The organism is Pseudomonas asplenii (assembly GCF_900105475.1).
In the GTDB taxonomy this organism is placed as follows: Bacteria; Pseudomonadota; Gammaproteobacteria; order Pseudomonadales; family Pseudomonadaceae; genus Aquipseudomonas; species Aquipseudomonas asplenii.
Genome location: NZ_LT629777.1, coordinates 2,798,892 through 2,817,141 on the forward strand (window position 1 = coordinate 2,798,892; position 18,250 = coordinate 2,817,141).

General features: G+C 62.4%; 13 protein-coding genes. 7 read left to right on the forward strand and 6 right to left on the reverse strand.

Annotated elements, in window-relative coordinates; all coding sequences use genetic code 11:
- Positions 1 to 106: 106 nt before the first annotated feature.
- Positions 107 to 2,542 (reverse strand): endopeptidase La, encoded by a 2,436-nt coding sequence (gene lon, locus BLU37_RS12800; protein ID WP_081354352.1) that lies wholly within the window; start codon positions 2,540 to 2,542, stop codon positions 107 to 109.
- Positions 2,543 to 2,838: 296 nt separating this feature from the next.
- On the opposite strand from lon, the gene BLU37_RS12805 reads away from it, so the two are divergent.
- Genes BLU37_RS12805 through BLU37_RS12820 form a run of 4 tightly spaced genes read left to right on the forward strand, consistent with a single transcriptional unit; the run spans position 2,839 to position 7,163 of the window.
- Positions 2,839 to 3,528 (forward strand): methylamine utilization protein, encoded by a 690-nt coding sequence (locus BLU37_RS12805; protein ID WP_172833019.1) that lies wholly within the window; start codon positions 2,839 to 2,841, stop codon positions 3,526 to 3,528.
- The gene (locus BLU37_RS12810) at positions 3,512 to 5,869 is read left to right on the forward strand and encodes a bifunctional diguanylate cyclase/phosphodiesterase (RefSeq protein WP_090205369.1); all 2,358 of its coding nucleotides are present in this window, start codon (positions 3,512 to 3,514) and stop codon (positions 5,867 to 5,869) included. Before BLU37_RS12805 ends, BLU37_RS12810 begins: the two co-directional genes overlap by 17 nt.
- A 5-nt stretch (positions 5,870 to 5,874) precedes the next feature.
- Positions 5,875 to 6,741 carry a DUF3034 family protein gene (locus tag BLU37_RS12815; protein WP_090205372.1) on the forward strand — a complete coding sequence of 289 codons (867 nt, stop codon included), beginning with the start codon at positions 5,875 to 5,877 and terminating at the stop codon, positions 6,739 to 6,741.
- Entirely contained in the window at positions 6,741 to 7,163 is a 423-nt protein-coding gene (locus BLU37_RS12820) for a group I truncated hemoglobin (protein WP_090205374.1), read from the forward strand. The genes BLU37_RS12815 and BLU37_RS12820 overlap by 1 nt, the downstream gene beginning before the upstream one ends.
- A gap of 270 nt (positions 7,164 to 7,433) precedes the next feature.
- Here the strand turns inward: BLU37_RS12820 and BLU37_RS12825 are convergent, their stop codons facing one another.
- Positions 7,434 to 9,896 carry a glucose/quinate/shikimate family membrane-bound PQQ-dependent dehydrogenase gene (locus BLU37_RS12825; RefSeq protein ID WP_090205377.1) on the reverse strand — a complete coding sequence of 821 codons (2,463 nt, stop codon included), beginning with the start codon at positions 9,894 to 9,896 and terminating at the stop codon, positions 7,434 to 7,436.
- Positions 9,897 to 10,489: 593 nt separating this feature from the next.
- On the opposite strand from BLU37_RS12825, the gene BLU37_RS12830 reads away from it, so the two are divergent.
- Together BLU37_RS12830 and BLU37_RS12835 are read left to right on the forward strand one after the other, a co-directional pair.
- Positions 10,490 to 10,714: a VF530 family protein gene (locus BLU37_RS12830; protein ID WP_010450274.1), complete on the forward strand. Its 225-nt coding sequence runs from the start codon at positions 10,490 to 10,492 to the stop codon at positions 10,712 to 10,714.
- A 9-nt stretch (positions 10,715 to 10,723) separates the two neighbouring features.
- The gene (locus BLU37_RS12835) at positions 10,724 to 11,398 is read left to right on the forward strand and encodes a Pr6Pr family membrane protein (protein WP_408003663.1); all 675 of its coding nucleotides are present in this window, start codon (positions 10,724 to 10,726) and stop codon (positions 11,396 to 11,398) included.
- A gap of 75 nt (positions 11,399 to 11,473) precedes the next feature.
- Here BLU37_RS12835 and BLU37_RS12840 read toward each other — a convergent pair whose 3' ends face one another.
- Both BLU37_RS12840 and BLU37_RS12845 read right to left on the reverse strand, forming a co-directional pair.
- Positions 11,474 to 12,256 carry a siderophore-interacting protein gene (locus tag BLU37_RS12840; RefSeq protein WP_090205380.1) on the reverse strand — a complete coding sequence of 261 codons (783 nt, stop codon included), beginning with the start codon at positions 12,254 to 12,256 and terminating at the stop codon, positions 11,474 to 11,476.
- Positions 12,253 to 12,834: a PadR family transcriptional regulator gene (locus BLU37_RS12845; RefSeq protein WP_010450280.1), complete on the reverse strand. Its 582-nt coding sequence runs from the start codon at positions 12,832 to 12,834 to the stop codon at positions 12,253 to 12,255. Before BLU37_RS12845 ends, BLU37_RS12840 begins: the two co-directional genes overlap by 4 nt.
- 260 nt (positions 12,835 to 13,094) lie before the next feature.
- Here BLU37_RS12845 and BLU37_RS12850 point away from each other — a divergent pair, with 260 nt between their 5' ends.
- Positions 13,095 to 13,616: a C40 family peptidase gene (locus BLU37_RS12850; protein WP_029533853.1), complete on the forward strand. Its 522-nt coding sequence runs from the start codon at positions 13,095 to 13,097 to the stop codon at positions 13,614 to 13,616.
- 24 nt (positions 13,617 to 13,640) lie between these two features.
- Here the strand turns inward: BLU37_RS12850 and BLU37_RS12855 are convergent, their stop codons facing one another.
- Both BLU37_RS12855 and BLU37_RS12860 read right to left on the reverse strand, forming a co-directional pair.
- Entirely contained in the window at positions 13,641 to 16,745 is a 3,105-nt protein-coding gene (locus BLU37_RS12855) for a transglycosylase domain-containing protein (RefSeq protein ID WP_090205383.1), read from the reverse strand.
- Between the two features lie 292 nt (positions 16,746 to 17,037).
- The gene (locus BLU37_RS12860) at positions 17,038 to 18,162 is read right to left on the reverse strand and encodes an OpgC family protein (RefSeq protein WP_090205386.1); all 1,125 of its coding nucleotides are present in this window, start codon (positions 18,160 to 18,162) and stop codon (positions 17,038 to 17,040) included.
- Positions 18,163 to 18,250 lie beyond the last annotated feature (88 nt).

Consider the following 18,250-nt stretch of genomic DNA (forward strand, 5'->3'; position numbering starts at 1 on the left):
GCGATGCTGGAGCATAACCCAAGAAGCGACGGATGCCATCGTGGCCAACGGCCTCGCCGCGGGCGAAGAACCCACGGCGAAACCGTTCGCTACCCTGGCGCAGGCGTCAGAACAGTACTTTTGCTACGTCGGCAAAACGCTTGGCGAAATGTACGGTCATGCCTTCCTTGAGGTAGTCCGGCAACTCCTCGAAGTGGCCCCGGTTGGCTTCCGGCAGGATCAGCTCATGGATCTTCTGCCGGCGTGCCGCGATGACTTTCTCGCGCACGCCACCGATGGGCAGCACATGCCCGGTCAGGGTCAGTTCGCCGGTCATGGCCACGCCTTTTTTCGGCGGCTGGTTGCGGGCCAGGGACAGCAGGGCGCTGGCCATGGTTACCCCGGCACTGGGGCCGTCCTTGGGCGTGGCACCTTCCGGCACATGCAGGTGGACGAAAGCCTCGTCGAAGAAGCGCGGATCACCACCGAACTGCTTGAGGTGCGAACCGACGTAGCTGTAGGCGATTTCCGCCGACTCTTTCATGACATCGCCCAATTGCCCGGTCAGCTTGAAGCCGCGATTGAGGGTATGGATGCGCGTCGCTTCGATCGGCAAGGTGGCACCGCCCATGCTGGTCCAGGCCAGGCCAGTGATCACACCGGTGCCACTGAGTACCTGTTCGTTGCGAAACACCGGCATGCCCAGTGAGGCTTCGAGGTCCTTGTGGCCGATCTTGATGACGCTGTCGCGCGCATCCAGCAGTTTGACCACCGACTTGCGCACCAGCTTGCCCAGCTGTTTTTCCAACTGACGCACACCGGCTTCGCGGGCGTAGCCCTCGATCACCGCGCGCAGGGCGCCATCGCTGATGGACAGGCTGCTTTTCGCCACGCCGGCCTTTTCCAGTTGCTTGGGCCACAGGTGGCGTTTGGCGATCGCCAGTTTTTCCTCGGTGATGTAACCCGACAGACGAATCACTTCCATGCGGTCGAGCAACGGCCCGGGTATCGAGTCCAGGGTGTTGGCGGTGCAGACGAACAGTACTTTCGACAGGTCCAGGCGCAGGTCCAGGTAATGATCGAGGAAGTCGACGTTCTGCTCCGGATCGAGGGTTTCCAGCAGAGCCGAGGCCGGGTCGCCCTGGTAACTCTGGCCCATCTTGTCGATCTCGTCGAGCATGATCACCGGGTTCATCACCTCGACGTCCTTCAACGCCTGCACCAGCTTGCCCGGCTGGGCGCCGATGTAGGTGCGCCGATGCCCCTTGATCTCTGCCTCGTCGCGCATGCCGCCGACGCTGAAACGGTAGAACGGCCGGCCGAGGGATTCGGCGATGGATTTGCCGACACTGGTCTTGCCCACGCCGGGCGGGCCCACCAGCAGCACGATGGAGCCGCTGATCTCGCCCTTGTAGGCGCCGACGGCGAGGAATTCGAGAATCCGCGACTTGATGTCATCCAGGCCGGCGTGATGCTGGTCCAACACCTTGCGCGCGTGCTTGAGGTCCAGTTTGTCTTCGCCGTACACGCCCCAGGGCACGGCGGTAGCCCACTCCAGGTAATTGCGGGTGACGGCGTATTCCGGCGAGCCGGTTTCGAGGATCGCCAGCTTGCCCATTTCCTCGGTGATGCGCTTTTGCGCATGGGCCGGCAGGGTCTTGCCTTCCAGGCGTTGCTTGAACTGTTCGATGTCGGCGCTGCGGTCGTCCTTGGTAAGGCCCAGTTCCTGCTGGATGACCTTGAGTTGTTCCTTGAGGAAGAACTCGCGCTGGTGCTCGCCGATCTTGCGGTTCACCTCGGCAGAGATTTCTTTCTGCAGGCGCGCGACCTCGACCTCCTTGCGCAGCATCGGCAGAACTTTCTCCATGCGCTTGAGCATCGGCACGCAGTCGAGGACTTCCTGCAACTCATTGCCGGTGGCCGAGGTGAGGGCGGCGGCGAAGTCGGTCAGCGGCGACGGATCGTTGGGGCTGAAGCGGTTGAGGTAGTTCTTCAGCTCTTCGCTGTACAGCGGATTGAGTGGCAGCAGTTCCTTGATCGCATTGATCAGGGCCATGCCGTAGGCCTTCACTTCGTCGGTCGGCTCGCTCGGCTGGTGCGGGTATTCCAGTTCCACCAGATACGGTGGGCGATGGTGCTTGAGCCAGGTGCGGATACGCACGCGGGTCAGGCCCTGGGCCACGAACTGCAGCTTGCCGCTCTCGCGGCTGGCATGGTGCACCTTCACCAGGGTGCCGTACTCCGGCAGGCTCTTGGTATCGAAGTGGCGGGTGTCTTCGGTCGGGGTGTCGACGAAGAACAGTGCCAGGGAATGATGCTCGGACTTGCTCACCAGCTCCAGGGTTTCGGCCCAGGGTTCCTCATTGACGATGACCGGCAGTACCTGTGCCGGGAAGAACGGACGATTGTGGATCGGGATGATGTAGACCGTGTCCGGCAGGTTCTGTCCGGGCAGGGCGAGGCTGGTGCCGGAAGGCTTGCCATCGTCGTGTGCGGCATCGTGATGGTCTTGTGCGTCGGCTTGCTGGGTCGGGTGATCGGGGAATTCTTGCTGGTTGCTCATTGGGGCACCTGCACAGTGGAGTATGCAAGTTAGATGGGGAGATCGAGTGGCGGTTTCAATGGTCCGCTGCTATAGCTTTGGTCAAATCGGCCGATAGCTCGACAATAGACCTGTACATAATTTGTTTTTATGTAGAAGTTTTTCACAGGTGCGAGCCGTGAGTCGGTGCGCCATAAATAGTGGCCAAATGCCTTATTTTTGTCGTGATCTTCTGCCCGCACCCCGGTAATCTGCACTTGCTGATCCCTGTGTGTCAGGGCAGGCCATTTTTGAACGAACTTATGAGTAGTTGCTGCATGGCCCGCCAGACCTCCCTATCTGTATTGTTTCTATGTGTTGCCGGATTGTTCTCCAGCAACCCGAGTTACGCCGCCGATCTGCAGGCCGAGATCGTCGACCAACAGGGCAAGCCGTTGGTGGGGGCGGTACTGACTTTGCAGGGGAACGCCTCGTCGGTGGCCTACAACCTGAAGGCCGACATGGACCAGCGCGACAAGCAGTACGTGCCCCATGTCCTGGCGGTGCACACCGGGACCCAGGTCAAGTTTCCCAACAGCGACAACATCCGCCATCAGGTCTATTCTTTCTCGCAACCCAAGCGCTTTGAACTGCGCCTGTATGAAGGCACACCGTCGGATCCGGTGCTGTTCGACAAGCCCGGTGTGGTCGTGCTGGGCTGCAATATTCACGACTGGATGCTCGGTTACATCTACGTCACCGATGACCCCTGGTTTGCGACCAGCAACGACAGTGGGGGGATCGTCGTCGACAAGCTGCCCGCCGGTCATTACCGCGTGACCCTCTGGCATCCGCAGGTGGCGGATATGCAGCCGCAATCGGGCGGTGAAATCGATGTGCCGGCTACGGGCCTCAAGCAGCGCTTCAGCCTGACGATCCAACCGCTCTCGCCGGATGCTCCGTCGGCGCCAGCACCGAGTGCCTTTGGTGATGCTTTCAATAAAGCTATCAGTGAACCTGCGCAGTAGTTTTCAGGCGCGGATCGCCGTCGTCATTACCCTGCTGTTGCTGGTGGTGGTGGGTGCCTTGTACTTAAGTGTCAAGGTGGCCACCAACGAAGCGGTGCAGAGCCAGGCGCGCACGCAGTTGGCCGTCGGTACACGGGTTTTCGAACGGCTGCTGGACGTGCAAAGCCGGCGCCTGGGTGACGGTGTGCAACTGCTGGCGGCGGATTTCGGTTTCCGCGATGCAGTCTCCAGTGGCGACTCGGCGACCATTCGTTCGGTACTGATCAATCACGGTAAACGCATCAACGCCAGCGACATGATCCTGTTGAGCATGGACGGCACGGTCATGGCCAGTACGCTCAGCGATACGCCCGACGGCACGCCGTTCCGCTTCGATCAGGCCCTGCGCGATGCCCGGCGCAACCGGCAATCGGCCGTGATCGTGCCGTTGCTGGGCAAGCCGCACCTGCTGGTCGAGGCGCAGGTTTTGGCGCCACTGCCGATTGCCCGGGTGGTGATGGGTTTTTCCATGGACAACGCCTTTGCCTCGCAACTGCGCTCATTGACCAACCTTGAGGTGTCGTTCCTCACGGTCGACCACCAGCAAGCGGGCGAACTGGTCAGCACCCAGCCGGCCTCGCTGGCTTCGAGCATCATTCCGCTGATGCTCGAAGCTTCCTCCGGCCATCAGATGCAGATGACCGAACACCTCAGCCAGAACTTCCTCAGCCAGTCGCTCCGGCTGGCCAGTGCCAGCGATAGCAACGACAGCCAGGTCATCGCCCTGTTGCAGAGCCCGCTGGATGCCGCAATGCAGGCGTTTGCACCACTGGATGAGAAAATTCTGGTGGTTGCGCTGATCTCGTTGCTGGCCTCGCTGGTCGGTGCCTTGCTGCTGGCACGCGGGGTCTCGCAGCCGGTGCGCGCGCTGGCCCAGGCCGCCGAACGTATCGCCCAGGGCGACTACCAGACCCCGGTGGTCTTGCGGCGCAGCGATGAACTGGGGCTGCTGGCCAGGGTGTTCAATACCATGCAGGGCGCCATCGCCGAACGTGAGCAGCAATTGGCCCACTACGCCTTGCACGATCGCCTCACCGGCCTGCCCAACCGGGCACTGGCAACCGAGCGGCTGGGCAGTGCGATCGCCGCCGGGCGGCCGGTGGCGGTGGTCTACCTGGACATCGATAACCTGCGCACCATCAACGAGACCGGCGGTCCTGGCGCGGTCGATCAGGTGTTGCAGAGTGTCAGCAAGCGTCTTCAGGCGAATCTGCGGGCGGGCGATACGGTCGCGCACCTGATTTCCGGCGAGTTTCTCCTGTTGCTGCAAAACGTCGGCAGCGATGGTGCGGTAGCGGTAGCCGACCAGATCCAGCAACTGTTGCTCAAGCCCCAACGCATCAATGACCATGACCTGGCACTGGATTGCCGGATGGGCATCGCCGCGTTTCCGAAAGACGGCCAGGAGGTGGAGCAACTGCTTGACCGTGCCGCCATCGCCATGAAGGATGCCGCGCAGATGCCTGGGCGTCTGCAGATCTACGAGCAGGGGCGAGACCTGGCCCACCGCCGGCAGATCACCCTGATCCGCGACCTACGCCATGCCGCAGGTAATGGCGAACTGCTGCTGCACTACCAGCCAAAACTGGATATCCGCCAGGGCGTGGTACGCCAGGCCGAAGCCTTGCTGCGTTGGCAGCATCCGCACTTCGGCATGGTCTCGCCGGCTGAATTCATCACCCTCGCCGAACGGACCGGCAGCATCCAGCTGCTTACCCGCTGGGTGATCGAAGAAGGCATGCGCCAACTGGCGGAGTGGAACCAGCGCGGTTTGCGCCTGCAGTTGTCGCTGAATATTTCCGCCGAAGACCTGCTTTCCGGGGACTTGTCCGAACGGGTATCGGCCTTGCTCAAGGTGTACGACCTGCCGGCCGAACAGCTGATCTTTGAAATCACCGAAAGCGCGGTGATGCGTGAACCGGAGCTGGCGCTTGAGGTTCTGCTGCGCTTGCGGGCCTGTGGCATCAGCCTGTCGGTGGACGACTTCGGCACCGGCTATTCTTCCTTGGCGCACCTCAAGCGCCTGCCGGTGCAGGAACTGAAGATTGACCAGTCCTTTGTGCGCGATCTGGATGAAACCAGCGAGGACGCGGTGATCGTCCGTTCGACCATCGAAATGAGCCACAACCTGGGGCTGAAGGTGGTCGCCGAGGGCGTCGAGTACGAACACAGCCTACGCTTGTTGGAGCGTTGGCATTGCGATACTGCCCAGGGTTACCTGATCAGCCGTCCGCTGAGTGCGGCGGCGTTCGAGAGCTGGATCGCACAACCCCTGAATTCACCGTCCGCCATGGTTCACTGATTGTTATGAAACGTCGTTATTCCCTGATGTGCCTGCTGGGTCTGATCGGCCTGGGAATCAATGTTGCCGAGGCCGATAACGGTCGCCTGATCGCCACCGGCGGCGCCAGTAGCCTCGAAGGTACGGCGGGCGGTGGTATCACGCCCTGGGCGGTGCTGACCGGCTATGGCGAAAAGAACGAGTGGAGCGCCACGGCATTCGCCACCACGGTCAATATCCCCGACTACCGGCTGGATGTGGCCGGGCTGGCGGCCTCCTATGACAACCGGGTGGAAGTGTCTTTCGCCCGCCAGCGCTTCGACCTGGGGTCGCTGGTGCACAAGCTCAACCTGCCCGAGGACCACCTGGGACAGGACATCATCGGGCTCAAGGTCCGGCTGTTCGGCGACCTGATCTACGACACCCTGCCGCAGGTGTCGCTGGGGCTGGAGTACAAGCACCAGACCAACTTCGACATTCCCGAACTGGTCGGTGCCAAGCGTGACCAGGATGTCGAGGGTTACCTGGCCGCCAGCCGCCTGTTCATGGGCGCGGCCTTTGGCTACAACGTGCTGGTCAACGGCGGCCTGCGCTACAGCCGAGCCAACGAGCTGGGGCTGATGGGTTTTGGCGGTGATCGTCGCGACACCCGCAGCGTGCTCAAGGAAGGCTCCGTGGCCGTGCTGTTCAACCCGCGCTGGGCGCTGGGGGTGGAATACCGCGAGAAGCCGGACAACCTTTCATTCGCTGGGGAAAGCGATTGGGCCGACGTGTTCATCGGCTACTTTCCGAACAAACATGTGTCCTTTGTCCTGGCCTATGCCCGGCTGGGCGAAATCGCCACGCTGGATAACCAGAACGGCACCTATCTGTCCGTCCAGGGGAGTTTCTGATGCGGGCTCTGAAACTGTTGCTGGTGGCTTTCCTGTTGGCCGGGTGCGCCCAGCAGCCACCCAAGGATGACAGCCTTTACCGTGACCTTGGCGAACGCGCGGGGATCACCCGGATCGTCGAGGGCATGTTGCTGAAAATCGCCCACGACCCACGGATTTCCGAGCGTTTTCGCAAGATCGACATCGTGCGCCTGCGCAACAAGCTGGTCGAGCAGTTCTGCGTGGAGGCGGGCGGGCCGTGTGTCTATACCGGCGATACCATGGCCGACAGCCACAAGGGCCAGAACGTCAGCCGCAGCGATTTCAATGCGCTGGTAGAAGACCTGATCGCCGCGATGGATGAACAGGGCATTCCGGTACGGGTGCAGAACCGCCTGATCGTGCGGCTGGCGCCGATGCGTGGTGAGGTGATCGAGCACTAGGCCGAGTTGAGGGTGTTGGGGCTGCTGGCCCTTTCGCGGCGGTTCGGCGCCCCGACACTCTGACCGCGCATCCGCGCGGATCTGTTACAGGCTTGTCGGCGCTTTGCAGGGTTCGGGTGGATCCAGCGGCGGTAGGTTGTAGTGGGCTAATATCGGGCCGTAGGTGCTGTCATGCCGGCCCCTCAGAAGGTGTAAACCTTATTCAGGACGGAACAACATGCATGAAAAAGGCGGCCTCCTGGAGAGCCGCCTTTTTCAATTGCTTCAGGTTTACTCGGACAGTTTGTACGCCAGCACGTAGTCACCCTGCTTGGTGCCCAGCGAGCCATGCCCACCGGCCATCACCAGTACGTACTGCTTGCCATCCTTGCCGGTGTAGGTCATCGGCGTGGTCTGAGCGCCTGCTGGCAGGCGGCCTTCCCAGAGCTGCTTGCCGTTCTTCACGTCATAGGCGCGCAGGTACTGGTCCAGGGTGCCGCTGAGGAACGCCACGCCGCCAGCGGTAGTGAAGGTCCCACCCAGGCTCGGTACGCCCATGCTCAGCGGAATCGGCACGGGCGAACTGTCGCGCACTGTGCCGTTCTTGTGCATCCACAGGGTCTTGTGGGTGGTCAGGTCGACCGCTGCCACGTAACCCCAGGCGGGTGCCTGGCACGGCAGGCCCAGCGGTGACAGCAGCGCTTCGAGGATCACGCCGTAGGGCGCGCCCTTGTTCGGCTGTACGCCCTCGGTTTCGCTCTTGCGTGGGCCCTGTGCGGCAATTTCCGCCGCCGGAATCAGCTTGGAGCGGAAGGCCATGTAGCTCGGGTTGACGAAGGCGATCTGGCGCACCGGGTCTACCGAGATACCGCCCCAGTCGAACACACCGAAGTTGCCGGGGTAGACGATCGAGCCCTGCAACGAAGGCGGGGTGAACGGGCCGTCATAACGCAGCGACTTGAAGTCGATCCGGCAGAGCATCTGGTCGAACGGCGTCACGCCCCACATGTCGCGTTCTTTCAGCGGCGGCGGCATGAAGTTGAGGTCGGATTTGGGTTGGGTTGGCGAGGTATGGTCGCCGGCGACTGCGCCCTGTGGCACCGGAATCTCGTTGATCGGCACGATCGGCTGGCCGTTCCTGCGGTCGAGCACGTAGATGCTGCCCTGCTTGGTCGAAGCCAGAACAGCCGGTTTCACGCCATCGGCGGTCTTGAGGTCCATCAGGGTTGGCTGGCCGCCAACGTCCATGTCCCACAGGTCGTGGTGGGTGAACTGGTAGGTCCAGCGCACATGGCCGGTGTTGATATCCAGGGCGGTCAGGCCGGCGGCGTATTTCTCCGAGTCGGGCGTGCGGGCGCCACCGAACTGGTCCGGTGTCTGGTTGCCCATCGGCAGGTAGAGCATGCCGAGTTTTTCATCGACGGCGAACATCGACCACATGTTCGGCGAATTGCGGGTGTAGGTCTTGCCCGGGGCGATCGGGGTGGTGTCGTCCGGGTTGCCGCTATCCCAGTTCCACACCAGCTTGCCGGTTTGCACGTCGAAGGCACGGATCACGCCGCTTGGCTCGTCGGTGGAGACGTTGTCGGTGACATGACCGCCGATCACCACCAGGTTGCGGGTGACCGCCGGTGGCGAGGTGGAATAGTAGCCACCGGGAGCGAAGGTGCCGATGTTGGCACCGAGGTCGATCTGGCCCTTGTCGCCGAAGTCTTCGCACATCTTGCCGGTGTCGGCGTTCAGGGCGATCAGGCGGGTATCGGCAGTGGGCAGGAAGATCCGCCGTGGGCACTGGTTTTCCTGGCCGTTGGCAACCAGGCGGCCGGTTGGCGCGTTGTCGGCTGCCAGCGAGGCGGTGGCCGACGCGTCGGTGGTCGACGGCGTGGCTTGGGCGATGTAGGCGTTTTCATCATGATACGCCACGCCACGGCAGGTCATGTGCGCCCAGCCCTTGAAGTTCGCGGCCTTCTGCGTGGAGAGTTTCGGGTCGAAGCGCCAGATCTCCTTGCCGGTATCCGGGTCGAGGGCGATCACCTGGCTGTGGGGCGTGCACACGTAGAGCATGCCGTTGACCTTCAGCGGGGTGTTTTCCGCCGTGGTTTCACCGGGATCGTTCGGCCCCGGGATATCGCCGGTGCGATAGGTCCAGGCCGGTACCAGCTTGTGCGCGTTCTGCGGGGTGATCTGCGCCAGTGGCGAGTAGCGGTCACCATGGGCAGTGCGGCCGTAGGAATCCCAGTCGCCATCGGCCGTGGCCGGTGCGGTGTTGCTCATGCCGGGGACGCTGTCGCGGTCGAGCTGGCCCTTGATTTCTCCAGGGTTGGTGAACTGGCTGGCGACGGCAGTGGCACCGGCCAGGACCACGGCCACGCCGAGTGCGCGGGTGCCCATCGGTGCGGCGCCGCTGTGCAGCAACGGCCGGCGGAACCACGGCAGCAGCATGACGATGCCCAGGGCAAACAGCAGGGCCAGGCGCGGTACCAGTTGCCACCAGTCCAGGCCGACTTCCCAGAGGGCCCACAGCGTACTGGCGAACAGCACCAGGGCGTAGACACCCAGGGCGGTACGACGGGCAGCGAGCAACAGGCCGCCCGTCAGCAGCAGGCCGATGCCGGCCAGCAGGTAGTACAGCGAGCCGCCCAGCAGGCTCAGTTTGATGCCTCCGGCCAGCAGGGCCAGGCCCATCAATAGCAGCACGATACCGAGCAGACTCGGTAGCAGGCGGCTTCGATTCGAAGCACGGTCAGTGCTCATGGTGTGTTTTCTCCGTGACGTTGAAGTGTACCGCGCTGTATTCACTGTAGATGACGATCTGGCGCGGACTTGGTTCAGATGAATTACCCAGAAACGACTTCTGCGGCAGGCAGGGCCGGAATGCGCAGATGGGAATTCGAGGTTGGGAACTGGGGCGTTATCAGCAGGAAGGGTGCGGATTAAACGATTCAGTTGTCAGCCACCGAAGGATAAATCCGGGTTGGCAATGGAAACAGGGCGTTCCCTGACATGGAGCATTTCAGATTCTGTAACAGTCACCGGACGGCGACGCGAATGCAATCGAGCAGCGGCGGCTTCCTGGCAATCAGCTTGAGGACAGTGAGCGGACACTCCTGTGGCGAGCAGGCTTGCCCGCGCGGGGCCGCGTAGCGGTCCTGAAACCTGCCACCTCGATTTGTCTGGCAACCTCCTGGACTCGAATTCAAGTATTCGAATTACCGGTGCAGGCCACTAGACTCAATGGGCGGTCGTTGTGTCATTCGATGCTGGTCTGGCGTGTCGCAGCTCTTCCCCCTGGCGAAGGGCTCGGCTAAGGTGCGCGCCTTGTTCCCTTTCCTCACTGAAGGTTCGGCATGACCGAAACATCCAACAACCCGCTGCATGGGGTGACCCTGGAGCAGATCCTCAATGCCCTGGTGGCCCATTACGAATGGTCGGGCCTGGCCGAGCGCATCGATATCCGTTGCTTCAAGAGCGACCCGAGCATCAAGTCGAGCCTGACGTTCCTGCGCAAGACCCCGTGGGCACGGGAGAAGGTCGAGCGGTTGTACGTGAAGTTGATGCGTACCAAGCGCTGAGGTCTGGCCGTGGAATCGAAGGGCGTGCCCGGCCATCAACGCCTGCGCTGTGCCTGCTCGCATGCGGTGTTGCTGACGGCGGCGGCATTGGGCTGGAGCGGCCTGAGCATGCAGATGTACCTGATCCTGATTGCCCGCTGGCAGACCGGGGCGAGCCTGCTGGGCGGGCTGGTGACCTTCTTCAGTTTTTTTACCGTGCTGACCAACACCCTGGTGGCGGTGGTGCTGACCTGTGAAGTGACCTCGCGGGATTCGGCGTGGCGACGTTTTTTTCTCAGACCATCGGTGCGCACGGCGATCGTTGCCAACATCGTCGTGGTGGGGCTGGGCTACAGCCTGCTGCTGCGGCCGTTGTGGCATCCCCAGGGCTTTCAGTGGCTGGCGGATGAGTTGCTGCACGACGTGATGCCGGTGCTGTTCGTGATCTATTGGTGGGGCTGCGTGCCCAAGGGGACCTTGCGGCTCTGGCAGGTCTTGCCGTGGTTGGTCTATCCGCTGGTGTATTTCGGTTATGTGCTGCTGCGCGGACACCTGATCGGCGCGTATCCGTATCCCTTCATCGATGTTGATCGGCTGAGTTATCCCCAGGTGTTCGTCAATGCCGGGCAGATCCTGCTGGGGTTCGTACTGGTGGCGCTGGTGCTGATTGGTGTGGATCGTTGGCGAGGGCGGCGGACGGTTTGATGTGGCCCGCTCGCCACAGGGAGCAGCCTACCTCAGTCGTCAGCCCACCCTCCAGAGCAGGCCTGCTGGCGTGGCTCAGTCTTCGGCGCTGTCGTCCAGTCGCCAGTAGCCCGCGGCTTTGACGAACTCCTCATCCAGACCGTGAGTGTCGAGCAGTACCCGGCGTACCTTGCGCGATAGCGCCGCCTCGGTAGCGACCCAGGCGTACAGGCTGCCGGCCGGCGGGGTCAGTTGTTCGACGGTGTGCAGCAGGTCCTGCTCCGGCGCGTCGCGTCGTACCCAGATCACCTCGACCTGCGCCGGACTGTGCAATGTCTGCTGCTCCGCCGCATTTTCCACCTCAATCACCACCAGCGCCCGCCGGTTGGCCGCCAGACCTTCCAGGCGTCGGGCGATGGCCGGCAGGGCGGTTTCGTCGCCGATCAGCAGGTAGCTGTCGAAAATATCCGGGACTACCATCGAGCCCCGTGGCCCGCCGATATTGAGGAACTGGCCGGGGGCAGCCTGTTCCGCCCAGCTCGCGGCAGGGCCGTCGCCGTGCAGGACAAAATCGATATCCAGCTCACCCCGTTCCAGGTCGTAGCGCCGTGGCGTGTAGTCGCGCATGGCAGGCATCGGGCCACTGTCCTTGGTGCCGATGACCAGGGTTTCCAGGGCTGTCTGCTCGGCGGCGGTCTGTGGGAAGAACAGTTTGATGTGATCGTCAGTGCCCAGGCTGATAAAACCCGCCAGTTCCGGACCACCGAGGGTGATACGGCGCATACGTGGGGTCAGATCCTGCACTCGCAGCACTTGCAGGCGACGACGTTTGATCTCGTGCATGACTCGATGAATGACTTGCTGATTGACCTCATTCATTGCGCTTTCTCCGAACGGGATTGGGCAGACGCAGGGCCATCGACGATAGCCTTGGCGGTGTTGTTCAACAGGTCGCGGACCCGCAGGATTTCCTCCGGATTCCAGCGCCCGTGGTGCATTTGCAGGGCGTGGCGCAAGTTGTGCACAGCCTCGTGGATTTCCGGCGGCCGGTCATGGCCGCGCAGGGAGCGCTTGCTGACATCGATGCGCATGCGTACGCCATCCAGGGCGACCGCCTGTTCCAGCAGGAACTCGCGACCGCTGTCGGTCACGCCGTAGCGTTTTTTCCCACCCTCGGCGTCGCCGCTGATCAGCTCGCTTTCCTCAAGGAAGGTCAGGGTCGGGTAGATCACGCCGGGGCTCGGGCTGTAGGCGCCGTCGAACATGCCTTCGATCTGGCGGATCAGGTCGTAGCCATGGCAGGGCTGTTCGGCGATCAGTGCCAGCAACAGCAGTTTCAGGTCGCCCGGGGCGAACACCCGTGGGCCACGTCCGCCACGCTCGCGACCGGGGCGGCGTTCGAAACCGTCATGACCATCACCGAATTCGCGATGATGGGGAGGATGATGCTCTCTCATTTTCTCTTTCTCCGTTTGTCTTAAGATATACCGTAAGATATATCTTAATACTGTGCAAGAAAAAGCGACGAACGTGCGACAGGCGCGTAAGCGGTCCGAAGAAGACCGACTGGAGGCGCGCGGAGAGAAGCCAGCAGGAGTTGTGGGTTTTTCTTGTGTTCGTAAGAGATGTTTCCTACGTAAAACTACGAAAAGCACTCTGAGCAAGCGTGGGACCGCTCCGTACCATGCCGCCAAGTTTCAGAAAGGCGGTGTTTATCATGTCCAGGTTAATCTCGGCGGTACTGTCGCTGTGGGTGCTGGCGGGCTCCTGGTCGGCCCATGCGAATCTCAATTCAGCGAAAAGCTCCCCGGCCAAGGTCGCCCAGACTCGGGCAGGCGATGGCAGGGGAGACGCGTCCATCGACAATGTCATCGACCGTGCCCATCAGTTGATCGGCACGCCCTATCGTTGGGGCGGCATGTCGGTCAAGGGTTTCGATTGCAGTGGGCTGCTGGTCTATCTGTTCCAGAACGAGGCCGATATCAAGCTGCCGCGAACCACGGTGGGCATGCGTCGTTCCAGCGCCAGGACCATCCAGCGTGGCAGCCTGAAGCCCGGCGATGCGGTGTTTTTCAATCGTAATGGGCAGGGCAATGTGAGCCATGTCGGGTTGTATGTGGGTGGGGGCAAGTTCATTCACTCGCCCCGTAGCGGCAAGAGCGTGCGCATCGACTCGTTGAGCAATGCGTATTGGAAAAAGAGCTACACCCTGGCCAAGCGTTTCCACGCCAGCAACTGATTGGGCGCAGGTGTCGCACCTGCGCTAAAGGTGCGATGCCGCAACGCTCTGCGGTCGACACAGCGTATGGCTGTCCGGCTGCAGATAATCGGTCAGAATCGGCGCCATGCCCTTGAGCACCTGCACCGGCAAGGCCGAGGTGAATCTGAAGTTTTCCGCCGAGCGTCCGGGGACGAAGGCGGTCAAGGTGCCGAAATGATGAGCGCCGATGTAGAAGACGAAGGTCGCGGTGCGATTGATCGATTTGGAACTGAGCACCCGTCCGCCGCTGCCGATGCTTTCTATCCGGTTATCGCCAGTCCCGGTCTTGCCGCCCATGGCCAGTGGCGTGCCGTCGGGCTGCCTGAAGCTGCCGGACACGCGTCGGGCGGTGCCCGCATCCACCACTTGCGATAGGGCTTCGCGCAGCGCCGTGGCGACTTCCGAGGGCATGACCCGCTTGCCCTTGTCCGGATCGTTGGTCAACTGCGTTTCGTACGGAGTATGCGCGGCGAAGTGCAGGCTGTCGATACGCAGGGTCGGCAGGCGCATGCCGTCGTTGAGGATGATGCCGATCAGTTCGGCCAGTGCCGCCGGCCGGTCGCCGGAGCTGCCGATAGCGGTCGCCAGCGAAGGTACCAGGTGGTCGAACGGGTAGCCGACCTGCTGCCAGCGGCGATGGATATCGAGGAACGCCTCGATCTCGACCATCACCCGGATGCGGCTGTCGCGGGCGCTCTTGTGCCGGCTCTTGAACAGCCAGCCGTAGACTTCCTGGCGCTCGAACTCACTGTCGGCCACTGCCTGGCTGAACCGGGCCTGAGGATTTTTCAGCAGGTAGCCCAGTAGCCATAGGTCGAGCGGATGGACCTTGGCGATATAGCCCTGGTCCGGCAGGTCGTAGGCGCCCGGGCCGTAGCTCTTGTAGAGTTTGGCGAGGCGTTCGTCGCTGACTTTCTCGGTTTTCAGGTGGGCCCGCACGAAGGTATCGAAAGCCTTCTGCGGTGCGTCCGGCAGCAGGTAGCGATGCACCGCCGCCAAGCGGATCGGGGTGGGGTGCATGCTGTCGAGAAAGGTGTCCAGGCGCGCCTGCGAGTCTTTGTTCCGATATTTTTTCCAGAACCGCAACATGAACGCCGTGCCTTCCCGATCGGCGAAGCGTGCCAGGTATTCCTGGCGGCGGGGGTCGTCGTCGTCCTTGAGCAGTTCGGCGCTGTTGTTCGGCCCCTGATAGGTGCTGTAGCGCACCAGATCGCGCATCAGGCGGATGAACGGCAGGTTGATCGACTCGCGCAAGGCTTCGAGCAAAGTCGGGTTGCGGCCATTGTCTTCGTTGCGAAAGTTGTGGAAACGATGCAGGCCGCCGCCGGTGAAGAAGCTTTCGCCGGGGCTCGCCGAATACTGCCGGTGCAGCGCTGCATCGAGCATGGCGGGCAGGTTGCGGTCGCTGTTGCGGGCCAGGTAGTCCAGGGCCCAGCGGGTGATCCGGTCCTGTTCGTCGACCTCGACCTTCTTCAACTGCGCCGCAGATTGATCGCCATAACGATCATGCAGCTCGGCAATGACCTGCAGGTAGGTGGTCAATACCCGCAGCTTGGCGGTGGAGCCCAGTTCCAGCTTGCTGCCCTCGTTGATATCGAAGGGCTGGTCGGTGCTGTCGGTCTGCACCCGCACCCGGTAGCTGTCCGGGGTCAGTTCGAACAGGGTGAAGCTGTAGCGCACCTGCTGGGTGCTGCTGGCCGTCAGCAGGCGTTCGCCGAGCAGGCCGATGGAGTTGGCGAATTCCGGGTTCGCCAGGCGCTTGAGGTAGTCGCTGACCTGGCCCTGCAGATCCGCCTGCAGGGTACTGGTGGCCGACAGGTCGAGACGGTCGAGGTCATACAGCGGGCGATCAAGCATCGCCGCCAGGCGACTGCGGGTGACGCTGATGCCCTTGTTCGATTCGATCGGCTGGATCGTTGGTTCCTGCTGCCAGTCGCGGTAGTTGACCTTGCTGGCCAGCGCTGCGGCAGCCAACGGTGCATCGATGACCGCGTTCTGCGCCAGCAGCCGCAGGTGGCTGTCGGTCAGTTCAGCCAGTTCGTCGCGGCCGCGGGCCAGATAGTGTGAAGGGCGGCGCTGGGCGATCATCAGCGAGAGCACTTCGCGTAGCGCCAGGCCACGTTTGGCGAGGCTTTGCGGGTCTTCGGCGGTGCTGTGCAACTGGGTGTTGACCTCGGCGAAGTCCGCGCCGTACCAGACCCGCAGGCCCTCGGCCAGGCCATGGACCTCACCGTGTCCCGGCACCGCCGACAGGGGCACGCTATTGAGGTAGTCGCGGACCACATTCTGCCGCACCTCCAGGGTCTGCGGCCCGCCCAGGTAGGCGCGCACGCTGGCGGAAATCATCTGGCGGATCTTCTCGCCGCCGGACAGGGTCAGGCCATCGGGCGAGTGTCGATACTTCTCCAGTTGCGTCGCCAGAGTACTGCCGCCGGCGCTCTGCCCGCCGATATGCAGGGCCTTGGCAATCTGCGACAGCACCGCCTTGCCGAAGCGCGGCCAGTCCACGGCCGGGTTGGCCTGGGGCTGGTTGGGGTCGAGCAGGTCGCGGTTCTCGATGAACAGCAGGCTGTTGACCACGGCCGGCGGAATGGCCGAGAAGCTCGCATAGAGTTGCTGTGGATAGTTGTACTGGTAGAGGTCGGTGCCACGACAGTCGGTGATCGACAGGCCGGCCTGGATTTTTTCCGCGTAGGGTACGAAGAAGCCGGCTTTGCTGTAGTCGAGCAGCGCGGGGGAGAAGCGTGCCTGCGCCTCGATCAGGTAGCCGCGCTTGGTCAGCCGGCCGAGGAAAAGACCCAGGTCGCTGTAGCCCAGACGCTTGTCGAAAGGTCCGGCGCCGGGATAGAGCATCGAGTCGCTGGGGCCCTTGGCCATGGAGTAGTCCAGATCGCTGGCAAAGCGACTGATTTCCCGGGCCTGGAGTTTGGCGTTGCGCATTTCCCGGGAAGCGGCAACGCCGAGCAGAATCACCGCGATCAGCAGCACCAGCCAGAACAGACGCCACCAGCCTCGCCGCCTGCGGGGTCTTTTCGGTACAGGCGCTTCATCCGGACTATCGGTTGCTGTCACAGTCCTGTTCGGATTGGAGTCCCGCAGAGCGCCCATAGTCGATTCATCCATTCACGCAGATTGATCGCACTTGCCTGAAGCTTAGACGCTGCAAAAGAGCTGCGAAAATTTTGTTAATGCGGTCAGGTATTTCCTACTTTCAGGGGCTATTCGTCAGGAGGGTGTCGGGAACTCGACGTTCCTGATGTGGCGGGTGCTGTGGTTCCATGTGTTCAAGCTGCAACCGAACGACCTGTCACCGGTCGCTGACCCGGTTCGGTAAACGTCGGTTGGAAAAGCAAAGCCCCGGTTTTCAGACCGAGGCTTTTGGGTTTGTGCGGTGCACGCTTCAGGCGGGAATGGCCCGCATCGGTTGGTCCAGGCGCTTGTTGAAATCCAGCCAGGCGCCCAGCAGGGCCATTAACCCGGCACCCGCCAGGGCGGTGCAGACCTGCATGGCGAAGGCATCGTCGGCAATGGCATTGACCATGTCCGCCAGCGGTGCCAGCAGGACGCCGAGGCAGAACACTTCGAGCGAGTAGCGCCCCATGCGGCAGGTCTGTCTTGCCAGCCAGTGGTGTGTCCAGTTGCCGGTGGGCAGCAGCTTCGCGGTGACGTAGGCCAGTGCCAGGAAATGCAGCAGACGCACGGGCGAAAGATCGGTCTTGCTGATGGGATACAGCCAGTTGCCCAGCGTGGCTGGCATCAGCGCGTCATGGATCTGTGGCCAGCGCCAGGACACGGTCAGCACCCCGGCGACCAGCGCGTAGGTGGCCGCCACGACGAACAGTGGCTGGCGTGCCAGCGGCCGGTTGTCCGGCAGCTGTGGGCGTTGGCTGTGGAGTGCAGCGGCACCGCCGAGAATGAATAACAGTTGCCAGGTGACGGGGTTGAAGTACCACACGCCGTCGCCGATTGCCGCCAGGTTCCAGCCCAGCAGTGGCGCCAACAGGTACACCGTCAACGAGGCCGCGACCACCGCCATTGGCTGGCGCAGCAACAGCGGCAGTACCAGCGGCAGGCCGAGCAGCAGCACGATGTACAGGGGCAGCGGGTCCATCAGGTTCGGCTTGAAGCGCAACAGCAACTCATCCGTCAGGGCTTGCTCGGGATGGCTGACAAAGTGTTGCAGGCCCATTTCCTGGATCAGGTCGCGGGTTTCCACATGGCTGTTGGCGAAGAACACGATGCCCATCAGCATCGCCAGCAGGAAGATGTGCACCACATAGAGTACCCAGGCACGGCGGAGGATTTTTACGCAGGCGATCAGGTAGCCGTCGCGTTGCAGGATTTTTCCGTAGGCGAGGATCGCCGCGTAGCCGGCCAGGAACACGAAGACCTCTGCCGCATCGCTGAAACCGATGTTACGCAGGGTGATCTGGCCGAGTGGGTTGTGGGGCACGTGATCCCAGAAAATGAAGATCAGCGCCAGTCCCCGAAAAAAATCGATACGCGGGTCGCGTCCGTTCAGCATGGCAGCGGGCTCTGTGGGCGAATGTTGAATTTGACCGTGACGGCTGTCGGAAATTGCACTGCACGGTCGGCGGCGCGCAGGGTGGCGT